Origin of the sequence: Streptomyces changanensis (assembly GCF_024600715.1) — a bacterium.
Taxonomy (GTDB): domain Bacteria; phylum Actinomycetota; class Actinomycetes; order Streptomycetales; family Streptomycetaceae; genus Streptomyces; species Streptomyces changanensis.
Map to the genome: position 1 here is coordinate 117,889 of NZ_CP102332.1, position 14,381 is coordinate 132,269.

10 protein-coding genes are annotated in these 14,381 nt (G+C 74.5%); 6 read left to right on the forward strand and 4 right to left on the reverse strand.

Features of this window, described 5'->3' with window-relative positions; all coding sequences use genetic code 11:
* Positions 1–618 precede the first annotated feature (618 nt).
* The 5 genes from NRO40_RS00490 (at position 619) to NRO40_RS00510 (ending at position 7,291) form a co-directional block, all read left to right on the forward strand.
* Positions 619–1,839, forward strand: a complete 1,221-nt coding sequence (locus NRO40_RS00490) for an ABC transporter substrate-binding protein (RefSeq protein ID WP_107114963.1) — start codon at positions 619–621, stop codon at positions 1,837–1,839.
* Entirely contained in the window at positions 1,839–2,846 is a 1,008-nt protein-coding gene (locus NRO40_RS00495) for a carbohydrate ABC transporter permease (RefSeq protein ID WP_058940040.1), read from the forward strand. The genes NRO40_RS00490 and NRO40_RS00495 overlap by 1 nt, the downstream gene beginning before the upstream one ends.
* Entirely contained in the window at positions 2,843–3,700 is an 858-nt protein-coding gene (locus NRO40_RS00500; protein ID WP_058940039.1) for a carbohydrate ABC transporter permease, read from the forward strand. The genes NRO40_RS00495 and NRO40_RS00500 overlap by 4 nt, the downstream gene beginning before the upstream one ends.
* Positions 3,701–3,719: 19 nt before the next feature.
* A complete protein-coding gene (locus tag NRO40_RS00505; RefSeq protein ID WP_257375557.1) occupies positions 3,720–4,343 on the forward strand; it encodes a hypothetical protein in 624 nt (207 codons plus the stop codon).
* A 212-nt stretch (positions 4,344–4,555) separates the two neighbouring features.
* Positions 4,556–7,291 carry an exo-rhamnogalacturonan lyase family protein gene (locus NRO40_RS00510; RefSeq protein ID WP_058940038.1) on the forward strand — a complete coding sequence of 912 codons (2,736 nt, stop codon included), beginning with the start codon at positions 4,556–4,558 and terminating at the stop codon, positions 7,289–7,291.
* 173 nt (positions 7,292–7,464) lie between these two features.
* On the opposite strand, the gene NRO40_RS00515 is transcribed toward NRO40_RS00510, so the two are convergent.
* Positions 7,465–8,778 (reverse strand): MFS transporter, encoded by a 1,314-nt coding sequence (locus NRO40_RS00515; protein ID WP_058940037.1) that lies wholly within the window; start codon positions 8,776–8,778, stop codon positions 7,465–7,467.
* The gene (locus NRO40_RS00520) at positions 8,775–9,263 is read right to left on the reverse strand and encodes a MarR family winged helix-turn-helix transcriptional regulator (RefSeq protein ID WP_058940036.1); all 489 of its coding nucleotides are present in this window, start codon (positions 9,261–9,263) and stop codon (positions 8,775–8,777) included. Before NRO40_RS00520 ends, NRO40_RS00515 begins: the two co-directional genes overlap by 4 nt.
* Before the next feature lie 355 nt (positions 9,264–9,618).
* Here NRO40_RS00520 and NRO40_RS00525 point away from each other — a divergent pair, with 355 nt between their 5' ends.
* Positions 9,619–9,939 carry a hypothetical protein gene (locus NRO40_RS00525; RefSeq protein WP_157901769.1) on the forward strand — a complete coding sequence of 107 codons (321 nt, stop codon included), beginning with the start codon at positions 9,619–9,621 and terminating at the stop codon, positions 9,937–9,939.
* Between the two features lie 189 nt (positions 9,940–10,128).
* Here NRO40_RS00525 and NRO40_RS00530 read toward each other — a convergent pair whose 3' ends face one another.
* On the reverse strand, positions 10,129–11,697 hold the full coding sequence (locus NRO40_RS00530) for a mucoidy inhibitor MuiA family protein (RefSeq protein ID WP_058940034.1): 1,569 nt from the start codon (positions 11,695–11,697) through the stop codon (positions 10,129–10,131).
* An 8-nt stretch (positions 11,698–11,705) separates the two neighbouring features.
* Positions 11,706–13,913: a DUF4139 domain-containing protein gene (locus NRO40_RS00535; RefSeq protein WP_058940033.1), complete on the reverse strand. Its 2,208-nt coding sequence runs from the start codon at positions 13,911–13,913 to the stop codon at positions 11,706–11,708.
* Between the last annotated feature and the right edge of the window lie 468 nt (positions 13,914–14,381).

Below are 14,381 nucleotides of genomic sequence, written 5' to 3' on the forward strand. Positions count from 1 at the left end.
CGCCGTCGTCCGGGGGTCGTTCGGCCCTCCGGACATCGGTCGGCACGGTGGGCGGAGTCCACGCCGCGCCATTGACGCCGGCGGTCGCCGAACCTACGGTCCCGTTCGAAGAGACGATCCAGGGTCGGCATGTCGAACACGATCGTCCCAGGTCGGCCGCTTCCCCGAGGGCCTCCCGGCTCCGGTGACGTCGAGGGGAGAGGACCCCCATGGCCGCCCGCTCCCCGCTCGACCCCGCCTCCACGGTCGGCGCGGTCACCCCGCGCCCGTTCGGTTCGTTCCGCGACCGCCTCGCTTCCCGGGCCGCCGAACGTCGGGCGCCCTCCTCCCCGTCGAGTGCGTTATGAATCGATTCATACCCCGGTGACCGGTGCGGCGGCCGCCGGGCATCAGGCAGCAGGGCGGGCGCGGCAGGCGGATAACCGGGCGTGCGCTGCACCCGCCCCGTCTTCGGCGGATCTCGTCCGAACCGTTGACGTACTCGGCGGTGGTCCCTACGTTGGCCCGGCAAGCGCTTTCCTAAAACGATTCAAAGCCCGCTGGAGGACAACTGTGCGTACCGACGGGACTGTTGACCGGCGCGGCCTGCTCAAGGTGGCGGGCGGCTCCGTGGCCGCTATGGGCCTGACGGCGGCGGGCTGCGGCGCCGGAAGCGGCGCGGGCGGCGACGGCACCGTCACGATCAGGTACGCGTGGTGGGGGTCCGACGACCGTGCCGAGCGCATCAACGAGACGATCCGACTCTTCGAGAAGAAGCACCCGAAGATCAGGGTGAAGACCGACTTCCAGCCCTACCTCGACTTCTGGAAGAAGTTCAACACCCAGGCCTCCGGCGGCAACCCGCCGGACGTCTTCCAGAACGCGATCGGCTTCCTGCGCAAGTACGACGAGAAGAACGTGCTGCTCGACCTCCGTCCGCAGGCCGAGGCCGGGAACCTGCGCATGCGGGGCTTCCGCGCCGGGCTGGAGAAGTTCGGCGAGGTCGACGGCAAGCTGCTGGGCGTCCCCGTCGGCTCCAACTCCATGGCCCTCGTCATCGACCGGGCCGTGTTCGCCAAGGCCGGCATCACACCGGAACCCGGCTGGACCTGGGGCGAGTTCCAGGCGGCCATGGCGAAGATCCGCGACACCCAGGGCCGCGCCGGGGACAGCGGCCTGTACGGCGTCATGTACCTGTACGACCTCCACCTGCGCCAGCACGGCAAGGCGTTCTTCACGAAGGACGGACTCGGCTTCACCGAGGCGGACCTCACCGAGTGGTGGACCGCGGCGCGGGCGGGCGTGCGGTCCGGCGTCCACGCCGACCCCAAGAAGGTCGCCCAGATCAAGCCCAAGTCGGCCGTCGCCGGGGAGCTGGCCGCGGCCGAGTTCACCTGGGACAACTTCACCATCCGCTACACCTCCGAGGGCAAGAGCCAGTACGGCCTCGCGCCGATCCCCACCACCGACGGCAGGAGGACCGGTCAGTACCTCGGTTCGCTGATGCTGAGCGCGTCCCGGCGCACCAAGCACCCCGAGGAGGTCGCCCGGTTCATCGACTTCATGGTCCACGACCCCGAGGTCGGGAAGATCATGGGCTACGACCGGGGCGTACCGGCCACCACCACGCAGTACGAGGCGTTCACCCCGACCGACGAGGTCAACCGGCAGATCGCCGCCTACGAGCAGCAGCTCGTCGACAGCGGCGTGCTGGAGCCCATCACGCCGCACCCGGCCGGTGCCGACGTGGCGGAGGCGGCGTTCCTGCGCATCGCCGAGGACATGGCCCTGGGCAAGCGGTCCGTCGCCGAAGCGGTCGCGCAGTTCTTCACCGAGGCGAAGACGGCCCTGGGGTCCTGATGGGGAACACCGTGACACAGCACCGCCCGGCCTCGTCGGGACCCCCGGCGAAGGGCGCCGCGGGGCCCGCGGCACCCCCCGTCCCGACCGGCGGCGCCCGCGCCCACCGGAGCCGGCGCCGGGGCGACAACCTCGCCGGCTACCTCTTCATGTCACCCTGGCTCGCCGGGTTCCTGCTCCTGACGGCAGGCCCGATGGTCGCCTCGCTCTACTTCGCCTTCACGGACTACGACCTCTTCGACGCCCCCCGCTGGATCGGCCTGAAGAACTTCACCGACATGTTCGCCGACCCCCGCTGGCGCACGTCGGTGGAGGTGACGCTCTGGTACGTGGTCATCGGCACCCCGCTCAAGCTCGCCGCCGCACTGGGCGTGGCGCTGCTGCTCAACCAGAAGCGCCGCGGTCAGTCCTTCTACCGGGCGGCGTTCTACGCGCCCTCCCTGATCGGGGCCAGCGTCTCCGTCGCGATCGTCTGGAAGGCGATCTTCTCGGACGACGCCATCGTCGACCGCGCCCAGCGGGCCCTGTTCGGCGTGGACGTCGGCGGCTGGACGGGTGACCCGGACTGGATCCTCTACAGCCTGGTGGCGCTGACGGTCTGGCAGTTCGGCGCGCCCATGGTCATCTTCCTGGCCGGTCTGAAGCAGGTGCCTCGCGAGTTGTACGAGGCGGCCGAGGTCGACGGGGCGGGTGCCTGGCGCCGGTTTTGGAGCATCACGCTGCCGATGATCTCGCCGGTGCTCTTCTTCAACGTCCTGCTGGAGACCATCCACTCGTTCCAGATCTTCGGCTCGGCGTACATCCTGGGAGGCCAGGGCGGCACCTGCGGCCCCGCCGACGCCACGCTCGTCTACACCTGCTACCTGTACGTCCAGGGCTTCGAGAACAGCCGCATGGGCTTCGCCTCCGCCATGGCCTGGATGCTGCTCCTCGCGGTCGGCCTGGTGACGGCGGTGCTGTTCTGGTCCCAGCGGCGCTGGGTGCACTACGAGGAGGCCGCCCGATGAGCGTCGTCACGTCCCCGCGCCGGCGGGGCGCCGGATCGTTCGCCTGGCACCTCGGGGCCCTCGCCGTCCTCGCGGTGGTGCTCTACCCCGTGGTGTGGGTGATCGGCGGCTCGTTCAAGCCCAATGACGAGATCGTCGGCAGCCTGGAGCTGTTCCCCGCCGACCCCCTCACCGACAACTACCGGCGTCTCGCCGACGGCATCGCCGACATCCCCGTCTCCACCTTCTTCGGCAACTCCCTGGTCCTGGCGCTCGGTTCGGTCGTGGGGGTGCTGGTCTCCTGCTCGCTCGCCGCCTACGCCTTCGCCCGGATCGGGTTCGCCGGGCGGAGCGTCCTCTTCGCGCTGATGATCGGCACGCTGCTGCTGCCGTACCACGTGCTGCTCATCCCGCAGTACGTGCTGTTCCAGGAACTGGGCCTGATCAACACCTACACGCCGCTGCTGCTCGGCAAGTACCTCGCGACGGACGCCTTCTTCGTGTTCCTGATGATGCAGTTCATGCGGGGGCTGCCGAAGGAACTGGACGAGGCGGCCCGGCTGGACGGCTGCGGGCACGCGCGCATCTACTGGTCGATCGTGCTGCCGCTGTGCCGGCCCGCGCTGATCACCAGCGCGATCTTCACCTTCATCAACGCGTGGAACGACTTCATGGGCCCGCTGATCTACCTCAACGAACCCGAGAAGTACACGGTCTCGCTCGGTCTGAAGATGTTCGTGGACCAGGACGGCGTCGCCAACTACGGCAGCATGATCGCCATGTCGCTGGTCGCCCTGCTGCCCGTGCTGCTGTTCTTCCTGGCCTTCCAGCGCTATCTGATCGACGGCATGGCCACCTCGGGTCTGAAGGGCTGAAGCGGTGCGGACACTGCGCCTGGTGCGCTTCGGGGTCTTCGCCGAGTGCCTGCTCACCGGCGTGTGGATCGCCCTCGCGTCGCTGCCGCTCGTCACCCTGCCCGCGGCCGTCGCCGCCGGAGCCGCTCACCTGCGCCGCCACCTCGCCCACGAGCGCGGCGGGCTGCGGGAGTACGCCGCCGACCTGCGGGCCGCGGCGCGGCGCGGGTGGCTCGCCGGGTTGGCCGGGTGGGGGGCGCTCGCCCTGGTGGCGGCGGACCTGGCCGTCGTACGGGCGGGCGGGCTGCCGGGCGGCGTCTTCGCCGGCACCGTCGGGGTGCTGGCGCTGCTCGCCCTCGCGGTCGCGGGGCTGCGGGCGGCCGTGGCGTGGCGTCCGGGTGCCTCCTGGCGGGCGCTGTCCGCCGTCGCCGCCCGGCGGACGGTACGCGACCCGGTGGGCTCCTCCCTGCTCGTGTGCGGGTTCGCCGTGGTCGCGGCGTCGGCATGGTTCGCCCTGCCGCTGGCGGCGCCCGCGCTCGGCGTCGTCACGGCAGCGGCCCTCGCGCTGGAGCGGCGGGCGGACGTCCGGGGAGCGGCCACGGGAGGGGACCGGGCACGGGCGGGGTCGTTCCCACCGCCGGGGCCCTCTCCCGGCGGGGCCTGACACCGGCGGAGTCCGTTCACGCCGCGCGCCTTCCCCAGCGAGGGCCGTTCTCGTCAGGGCCCGTTCCTCCGGCGGAGCCCGTTCCCGGCGGGGCCCGGCCCACCAGGCGCACCCCCGTCCGCGCCCCGACCCCGACCGCACCCCCACGCCACGGCACCCGGTTCCGTGGCACACCCGTACCTCCGGAGCGTCATGTCGACGAAAGGACACCCATGACTCCCCTCGCGCGCAGAGGTCTCCTGAAGGCCGCCGCGGCCGCCGGCGCCGCCGCGCAGTTCAGCTGGGCGCTCGGTCGGGACACCGCCCGGGCGGCCTCGCCGGCCGCCACCCCCGCCGGCGACGCTCCGGTGGGCGTCGGCTGGTTGGAGGAGGGCGGGCTCGGAGCCGCGCCCGGCTCCACGTTCGGCGTCCCGTGGCCCAAGGGCGCCCACCCGGCGGGTCAGACGTTCGCCCTGACGACCGCGGACGGCGCCCGCGGCGTCCCCGTGCAGACCTGGGCCACCGCCTACTGGCCCGACGGTTCCCTCAAGTGGACCGCCCACGCGGTCGGCCCCGAGGCGGCCGGGACGGAGAGGTTCACCCTCGCCGCCGGGGTCCCGGCCACCTCCGCCCACCGCGTCACCGTCACCGAGACCGGCCGCAGGATCACCGTCGACACCGGCACGATCAGGGCCGTCGTCCCCCAGGGCGGGCGCAGGCTCGTCGAGTCCGTCACCCGGGGCGGGACGAGGATCGCCACCGACGGCCGCCTCGTCCTGCTGCGCCAGGGCGAGCCGGACGACGGCGACCAGGGCAGCGTCACGTGGGAGCGGTTCGACGGCGAGATCAGCGGCGCGACCGTCGAACAGCGCGGCCCCGTGCGGGCGGTGGTACGCATCGACGGCACGCACCGCAAGGGGAGCCGCCGCCTGCTGCCGTTCAGCGTGCGGCTGTACTTCCACGCGGGCGCCGAGTCGTTCCGCATGGTCCACACCATCACCTTCGACGGCGACCAGGACGAGGACTTCATCCGCGGCCTCGGCGTCCGCTTCACCGTGCCCATGCGGGACGCCGCCTACGACCGCCACATCCGCATCGCGGGCGAGGGCGAGGGGTTCCTCACGGAGGCCGTGCAGGGGATCACCGGTCTGCGCCGCGACCCCGGTGCCGCCGTGCGCGCCGCGCAGGTGAGGGGCGAGAGGCTGCCCGACCCGGCCACCTGGGACCAGCGCGTCACCAGCCGGCTGGCGTACGTCCCCCACTGGGGCGACTACACCCTCGCGCAGCTGTCCCCCGACGGTTTCACCCTCCGCAAGCGCACCGGCCCCGGCCGCGGCTGGATCGCCGCCGGGGGCGGCGGCCGGGCGAGCGGCTTCGGGTACGTCGGCGGGGTCGGCGGCGGACTGTCCTTCGGGTTGCGGGACTTCTGGGAGAAGCACCCCGCGCAGCTCGACATACGGGGGGCGGCCGGCGAGGCGGCGGAGGTGACCCTCTGGCTCTGGTCCCCCGAGGCGCAGCCCATGGACCTGCGCTTCTACCACGACGGCATGGGGCAGGACACGTACCCGGAGCAGCTCGAAGGCCTCAACATCACCTACGAGGACCACGAGCCCGGTTTCGGCACCCCGTACGGCATCGCCCGCACCAGCGAGCTGATGTTCTGGGCCAACGCCGCGACGCCGCGCGCCGACGTCCTCGTCGCCCAGGCCGCCGCCGTGCGCACCCCGCCCCAGCTCGCGGCGGGCCCCGCCGACCTCGCCCGCGCGGGCGTCTTCGGTGGGCTGTTCGCGCCCGTCGACCGCTCGGTACCGGCGAAGGCGAGGATCGAGGACCAGCTCGACTTCCTCTTCACGTACTACAAGGACCAGGTCGAGCAGCGCCGCTGGTACGGCTTCTGGGACTACGGCGACATCATGCACACCTACGACGAGGACCGCCACCAGTGGCGGTACGACGTCGGGGGCTACGCCTGGGACAACTCCGAGCTCTCGCCCGACCTCTGGCTCTGGTACGCCTACCTGCGATCGGGCCGCGGCGAGATCTTCCGGTTCGCGGAGGCCATGACCCGCCACACCGGCGAGGTCGACGTGTACCACCTCGGGAAGTGGGCCGGGCTCGGCACCCGGCACGGCGTGCAGCACTTCGCGTGCAGCGCCAAGCAGCAGCGGATCTCGACCGCCGTCTACCGCCGCCCGTACTACTTCCTCACCGCCGACGAGCGGGTCGGGGACCTCATGCACGACCTGGTCGACTCGGACGAGACGTTCCTCGTCCTCGACCCGATCCGCAAGATCCGTACCGAGCCCTACACCCCGGACCGCAACGCCCTGTCCATCGGCTTCGGCACCGACTGGAGCGGTCTGGCGGCGGCCTGGCTCACCGAGTGGGAGCGGCGGGGGCCCAAGGCCGCCAAGGCGGAGGCTCGGCTGCGTTCCACCATGGAGACCATCGGCGCCCAGCCCAACGGCTTCGTCCAGGGCACGGGCCTGTACGACCTCGACACCGGCCGTTTCGCGGTCCCGGCCCAACCCGTCGTCAATGTCTCCCACCTGTCGGCCATGTTCGGGCTCGTCGAGATGTGCGCCGAACTCATCGACCTGATCGACATGCCCGCCTTCAAGGACGCCTGGCTGGACTACTGCCGCTACTTCAACGCGACCAGGGCGGAACAGGCGGCCCGGTACGGTGCGCACTTCGGGAACCTGCTGCTCTTCCAGGGCCATTCGCGCCAGGACGCCTACGCGGCGGCCCAGTTGCGCGACGACGGGCTGGCGGCGCGCGCCTGGCGGAAGTTCCTGGACAGCGACGGCTACACCACCGCCATGACGTGGGAGAAGACACCCCTGGAGGGCCCGGCCGTCCTCGAACCGGGCTACGAGCACCTGGCGATCAGCACCAACACCACGGCCCTGTTCGGTCTCGCGGCCATCCAGAACCTCGCACTGATCGGGGACCGGATCCCGCGCTGAACCCGCCCCGGCGAGGGCGCGTCGGCCGGCGCACCGCGCGCGGGGCCCGCGTCGGCCGGCGTCCCGCCCGGCCGGGCGCGGTCCACGGCGTTCGTGGTCGGGCCGTGCACGAGGGGAACGCGTACGGGGCAGGCCGGCGGGATCGCCCACGGCCGCCTGACGGGCGGCCGTCGCTAGCGGGCGGCCGTCGCCGCGTCGGCAGCCTCGGGAGCCGCCGCCGCGTCGGCGACCTCGGGCACAGTCGGCCCGTGGGTGGTGGACGGGGTGCGGTAGGCGCGGAGAGGGGCGTTGGCCGCGGCCACGGCGGCGACCGCCAGCGCGGCGGACAGCCCGCCGGTGACCAGGGCGAAGGGGGCGGAGGTGACGGACGCCAGCAGGCCGCCGCGGAAGTTGCCGAGTTCGGGGCCCGCGACGCCGATCACGTGTTCCACGGAGGAGATCCGGCCCCGGTACGCGTCCGGGGTCTCCCACTGCACCAGGGCGCCTCGGGTGACCACCGACACCGTGTCGGCGGCGCCGGCCACGGCCAGGCAGCCGAGGGCCGCCCACAACGGCTCGGCCAGACCGAAGCCGGCCAGCGCCAGCCCCCAGGTGCCGGCCGCGGCCAGCTGCACCAGGCCGACGCGCCGCCGGCGCGTCACCGTGCCGGAGAGGAGGCCGGCCGTGATGCCCCCGACCGCGACGGCCGAGAGGAACAGACCGAGGGTCCGCGGGTCGCCGTCGAACCGCATCTCGTTGACCAGCGGGAAGAGCGCGACCGGCATGGCGAGCAGCGTCGCCGACAGGTCGGTGGCCAACGAGCCCCACAGCGTCGGCCGACGCAGGGCGATCCGCAGGCCGCCGCGCTCCGGCCGGGGCCTGCCGCCCGCCGTGTCGGCGCCCTCGGGCCTCATGGCCGGGAGGTGGATCAGCGAGAGCAGCGCGACCACGCTGGTGACGGCCTGCGCGGCGTAGGCGGCGGGGAGGTCCCAGCGGGCGATCAGCAGTCCGGCCAGCGCGGGCCCGCCCAGCATCGCCACCTGGAAGGAGACGTTGGTCAGCGCGAGACCGGCCGCGACCTGGTCGGCGGGCAGCAGCCGGACCGGGAAGGTGCGCCGGGCGGGGGCGCCGAGTGCGCCGCAGGCGGCCCCCAGGGCGACCAGGGCGAGCAGCACCGGTACGTCGCGGTTGCCCGCCAGCGCCTGCGCGCACAGCCCCGCGGCCGCCAGCACTTGGCCGGCGGTGGTGGCCCGCACGATCGCCCGGCGGTCCACGGCGTCGGCCAACGCGCCGCCGAGCAGCCCGAACACCACCATCGGCAGACCGGTCGCGAGACCGATGGCACCCGTGCCGACCGGGCTGCCGGTCAGGTCCCAGACCTGGGCCAGCACCGCCACCAGGGCGATCTGCCCGCCGAGTTGGGAGGCTGCGGAGCCGATCCACAGCGAGCGGAAGGCCCGGCTGCTCCGCAGCGGGCGGGTGTCGAGGAACCGGACGCGCTTCCTCATCGCGGTGGCTCGACGAGGTGGTCGAGGATCCGCTGCCGCATCGACCGGCGTTCCAGCGCCCGCCGCAGGTCCCCGACGGCGGTGGTCAGCGCGTAAGGGATCTCCCCGTCCAGCTCGGTGACCGTGGCGTGGGTGGCGCGCCACTCGGCCTCCAGGAACGGCACCAGCGACCGGCCCCGCTCGGTCAGGTCGATGCGCCGGGTGCGGGCGTCGGGCCCGGGTTCGGAGGTGACCAGGCCCTCCTTGCGCAGGGCGGCGACCGTCTGGCTGGTCGCGGAGTGGGAGCGCCCCAGGGACTCCGCGAGCCGGCGGATGGTCATCGGTCCGGTGTGGGCGAGCCGGATCAGCGGATAGGCGAACCGCGGCCGTACCCCCTCGATGCCGCGCTCTCGGTAGACCTGCTCGATCTCGGCGTCCATGGCGGCCAGCAGTTCGTGCAGCGCCTGCCAGGGGTCGGGGAGGAGCGTGGGGTCGGAATTCGTCACAGCGCTAATATAACAGCGCTCATGCAACAGGCTGTGACGATGCCGCCCGTCGTCGGCGCCGGAACCGTCGGCCGGGCCACCCCTCCTCCCGCCCCTCGGCAACGTCGGCGCCACACCCCGGTCCACACCGGTCCGCACTGGGGTACGAGGGCTCCCGCGCACCCTGATCCACCGCGCGGCCGGTCGCGTGCCGGTGAACGACGGCGGGCGGTCCGCCCCCGCCCGTCCGCCGCACCGGAGGAGCCGGGGTACCGTCATGCCGGAGCCGTCCCGGCGAGGTGCGTACGGACCGGCGTCAGCGGCGGCACGGGGGGAAGGCGGATCTTCGAGTCGGACCGCCGTGGGAGGGGTGCGTGTGACGTCATCAGCCGTGGCGCGGCTTCGGGCCGCGGAGCGGAAACTGTCCGAAGCGCCCCCTGCGCGGCTCGACGGGCAGACCGCGATCCGCATGGTGTGGCGCCAGGACGCGTTGTGGGACGACGGTGCCGCCGCTGGCGTGCCGTCCCCGCCGCAGGCGGCGGCCGAGCCGCGGCGGCAGCCGAAGGCCCGCCCGGCCCGGCGCCGTCGGCGGCGCCACACCTTCGACCACCCGGCCCGCCCGGTCACCCGGCCCCGCGGTGACTACACGACCGGCCGCCGCCTCACCACCGTGCCCCTGGTCGGCGGTCACCTCTGACGGCCGGTCGGGTGCGGCCCGCGACGTACAGCGCCCGGGCCGGCCGCTCCGGGTCCTGCGGCGCGCCGGGAGGGGCGTACGGGCCGCGCACGCGGCCGGCCGGCGGTAGCGCTCCGCCGCCGGCCGCCGGACGCCCGAGCCCTCGGGCGGGACCGGGGCAGCGGCGCCGCGAGCGGCCCGGTGTCCGGGTCAGAGCCCGGTGACCTTGGCGCTCGCCGACAGCTCGTACACCAGGGTGACCGTACGGCGTCCGCCCGGCGGGAGGGTGACGTCCCATCGTGCGATGCCGTCGGCGTCGACCTCGTCGGGGCGCGGGGAACAGGCGTCGCCCCGCAGCCGCACCTCCACTGCCGCCACCTCGGAGACGGGGATGCGCTCCCGTACGACGACGACCCGGTCGCCGTGCTCGCCGGGGGCGGAGAACCGGGACAGGTCCAGCCGCACCGAGCGGGTGACCACGATCCGTTGGGTCAGGCCGGCGGTGTCGCGGGACTCCTCGGTGTGCCGGACCACGCGGTGGTCGTCGCAGCTGCCGAAGGCCAGTTCGACGGGGGCGCCCGGCGCGGTGAAGTCCAGCGAGCCGCGGCCGCCGGACCCGCTGCCGCGGACCAGGTCGACGGGCCCGGCCAGGAGCGCGTGCCCGGACCGGTTGTCGCACCGCACCACGCGGGTGACCAGCGGGGACAGTTCGGGTGAGCAGGCGTACTCGCTGGTCGCGGCCGCGGTGAAGGAGGAGATCGGCACCCGGTGGGCACGGCCGTCCGCGCGTACGGAGACCGGCTCCGGGGAGTGGAGCACCCGCGTCCGGCCGCCGTCGTCGACGCCCGGCAGGCCGAGCACCGGGGTCGGACCCGGATCGCCGACCTCCTCGTCGCGGAGCTCGACGTCGACCGTGCGGCGATCCGCGGCGGAGCGGTCCGTGAGCGTCAGCCGGTCCTCGCCCAGCGACGGTGGGTCGGTGGCGAGGGCCGAGCGGGCCGTCGACAGCGTCAGCCGTACATCGGACCAGTCCTCGCCGGTGCGCTGCCAGACCATCGCGTCGGTCTCCAGCGTCAGGGCGTCCCCGTCGAGCACGGCCCGGTAGGCGGGCCGCCACAACGCACACGGGGTGAGATGGGTGAGGCGCAGCGCGGCCGGTCCCGCGGCCGTGGCCTCCACGGTCAGTTCGATGTGGCCGATCAGCTCGGCCGGCTCCTCCTCGGTGCGGCCCATCGCCTGACGGACCGCGTGGAGTTCGGCGTCGAGTGCGGTCAACCGGGCGTCGGTGGTGCGCAGTCGCTCGGCGTACGAGGCCCGTTCGCCGTCCGTCCGGTCCAGTTCGCGGGTCCAGCGCGCCGTGTCGGTCTCGCCGGCGCCGGCGCCGGCGCCGATGTCCCGCAGCAGGTCGGCGGCGAGCCGGCCGAGCGCGTCGAGGCGGGCGTGCAGACGGTCGCGCCGGCGCTCCAGCTCGCGTCGCTCCTCGCCGAGGGCGTGTTCGCGGTGGCGCAGGGCGGAGTCGTCGCCGGCGGACGGCACCGGTCCGCGCGGCGTCCAGTCGCGGACGATCCGCACGTCGAGTACGGACGCGGGCTGGTCGGCGGTCAGCTCGGCGTGCAGGGTCCGGTCGACGGCCAGCGCGCTGACCGGTCCGAGGCGCAGCCGCTGGATCCCGGCCCGCAGGTCGAGCGCGGCGGCGCGCTCGACGTGGGCGCGGTCCTCCAGGCAGGTGACGGCGGTGACGGGGAGGGCGATCGGTCCGGGGGCCGGGGACGTGGTCATGGCGTGTGTCAGCTCCTGCGGTTGCCGCCGACCAGGGCCTTGCCGGCCGGGATGCGGATCTCGTAGCCGCCTTCGAGGGCGGCGGTGCCGCCCGCGGGCAGGTCCACCCGCCAGACGCGGGTGCCCGGGGCGTGGCGGTCGGGCCCGGTGCCGTCGTCGGGGACGCTCCAATCGGCGCGTTCCTCGATCCGGACGTCCGGTTCGGAGGTGACGGGGACCCGTTCGCGGACCTCGACGGTCACGGGCCCCGTCAGGCTGTTGGCCAGTTCGACGTGGACTCGGTGGTCGAGCACGGTGGTGGTGCCGCGCAGGCCGGCGGTCGACTCGCGAAGGTGGGCGCCGCGGGTGACCCGGACGCCCTCGGCCGGGCCGAGCCCCAGAAGCCGGACACCGCCGGGGGCGAGCGTGGGCAGGGCCGCGGTGAGCAGGAACTCGTCGTCGACGGTGACGTCGACCGGGCCGGCCAGCAGGGCCTGGTCGGTGGCGTTGGAGAGGACCAGCGTCGCGTACACGGTCGGCTCCACGGACGGCACGCACAGGTACTCGGTGCGCAGGCCGACCGTGATCTCGCCGACGGTGACGGTGTGCCAGGTTCCGTCCGAGGGGATGTCGGCGCGGGCGGTGCAGTCGTAGCGGTGGTCGAAGGAGCCCGCCGACTCGCGGGGCCGCACGGCGTTCCCGGGGAGCGGCAACGCGGCGACCGCTTCGGCGTGGCGGCGATACTCGGCGGCCACCGGGTCGGGGGTGGGGTCGGGGAACAGCCGGCCGCGACGGTTGCGCCGGTCGTCGGGGCCGCACAGGACGAGGGCGGCGTAGTCGAGTTCGGCGCCGCTCGGCTGCGGCGGCCCCGCCGGTGCCGGAGAGGGTGGAGCCGCGGCCCGCCCGGGAGCGGCCGACCCCGCGGGAGCGGAGGGTCCCGCGGGAGGGGCCGCCCTGCCTCCCGTGCGCGGCCTGCCGTCCGGTCGCGACCGGACCGGTGCCGCGGGGGCGGAGGCGGCGCCGGCGAAGGGTTGCGGCGGGGCGCCGCCGGGCACCGCGAACGCGGCGGGCGGCGCCCCGTAGCCGAGCGGCGCCGGAGGCGGCGGGGGTACGGGACCGGCCGCGGAGGCGCGGGGAGCGGGAGCGGGACCCGCTCCGGCGGCCGCGCCCGCCGTGGCCGTGACCGCTCCGGCCGACGCCACCGTGGCCGCGCCTGCCGCCGTGGTGGTGGCGGTCGTGGCGGGGCGCGGGCCCGTGGCGTCGTACCCGGCGAACAGTTCACCGAGACCCGCCGGCGGCACGCGCCAACCGGAGGGCGCGGGGGCGGGCTGACGGCGTCCGATACGCAGCGAGCGGAGCCGCGGCAGGTCGGTGGCGCGCCGCAGGTCGGCGGTGGCCAGGGCCACGCGTACGCCGGTCCAGTCCTCGCCCGTGCGCTGGGCGACCGCGGCCCGCAGCAGCAGGAGGCCACCGGTGTCGCCCCGGCGGTGGGCGAGGCGGTAGGTCGGCACCCAGACGGCGCCGGGCACCCCGTACTCCACCTCCACCTCGACCTCGGCCGTGGTGGTGTCGGTGCCGGGGGCGGCGCCGGTGGGGCGGGTGAGGGTCAGCAGCACCGAGACGGTGGTGTCCACGTGCGCTGCCGGCGCGTCGGTGGAGGCGCGCCCGAGTCGGTCCGCGGCGATGTCGAGCTCGTGCTCGACGCGGCGCACGTCCTCTTCCAGTTCGGCGAGGCGGGCGTGCAGCCCCGCCAGCCGTTCGTCGACGAAGTCGGCGAGCTCCAGCCAGGCGTCGACCGGTGTCCGCCGGTGCGGGTCGTCACGCCTGCGGACCGGCGGTACCGGGCGCAGCGCGGCGACCTCCCCGATCAGGCCCAGCTGCCGGTCGCGGCGCCCCCGCGTGGCCGCGCACTCGTCCCGCAGCCGCTCCACCTCCCGCCGCAGGGCGTCGGGTGTTCCGGCCTCTGAACCGGTGTCGGTACCGATGCCAGTGCCGGTCTCGGTGTCGGACGGTTCCGCCTCGACCGCCACCCGGGCCTCGGTGACGCGCACGCCGGAGGCGCCCACGACACGGGCCCGCAGCGAACCAGGGTCCAGCGTGCGCGGCAGTCCCGTCACCCGCACCCGGCCGTCCTGCGGCACGCCGCCGCGCGCCAGGCGCCGGCAGACCGCGCCTTGCGCGTACACCACGACCGCGTCGAGGACCGAAGTCCACCCCGGTGTCGTACCAGCCGTCATGTGCCCGCCCCCCGCCGCCGTTTCCGTGCTGGGCGAAGCCTACGACGGGGTTGTCCACGCGTCCCCACCGCGTCCGGGGCACTTCTGCGGACCGCGGCGACACCACAAACCCCCATGCACACTCTTCACATTTGGACTCCCGGGACGAACCGAGGGCGCCGCCAGGATCATCGACCGGGTGCTGCGCCTCCGGGACGAGCGGCCCACCCCCGTGCGGCTCCTGCGGCTCCTCTTCCTGGCGCGCGGACGTCGCCGAACGCCTCGGGGACGACGAGACCGCGTCCTGCGCGCTCGCCCGGGCCGAGGCGGTCGCCCTGACCCCGGACGAGCGGCGGTCGGTGCGCGACGACCTCGACCGCCTCACGGGACTCCGGGGCAGGAGGGCCGCCCCGGCCTGTACCGTGTCCGGCACCTGAACCGCGCCGCCCGCCTCGACCGGCGTCGGACCGTCGTACGTCCGGTACCGCC

Coding starts and splice junctions, on each gene's coding strand:
- NRO40_RS00535 (WP_058940033.1), bottom strand. CDS start 13,913: ATGACGGCTGGTACGACACCGGGGTGGACTTCGGTCCTCGACGCGGTC.
- NRO40_RS00500 (WP_058940039.1), top strand. CDS start 2,843: ATGAGCGTCGTCACGTCCCCGCGCCGGCGGGGCGCCGGATCGTTCGCC.
- NRO40_RS00510 (WP_058940038.1), top strand. CDS start 4,556: ATGACTCCCCTCGCGCGCAGAGGTCTCCTGAAGGCCGCCGCGGCCGCC.
- NRO40_RS00530 (WP_058940034.1), bottom strand. CDS start 11,697: ATGACCACGTCCCCGGCCCCCGGACCGATCGCCCTCCCCGTCACCGCC.
- NRO40_RS00515 (WP_058940037.1), bottom strand. CDS start 8,778: ATGAGGAAGCGCGTCCGGTTCCTCGACACCCGCCCGCTGCGGAGCAGC.
- NRO40_RS00490 (WP_107114963.1), top strand. CDS start 619: ATGGGCCTGACGGCGGCGGGCTGCGGCGCCGGAAGCGGCGCGGGCGGC.
- NRO40_RS00495 (WP_058940040.1), top strand. CDS start 1,839: ATGGGGAACACCGTGACACAGCACCGCCCGGCCTCGTCGGGACCCCCG.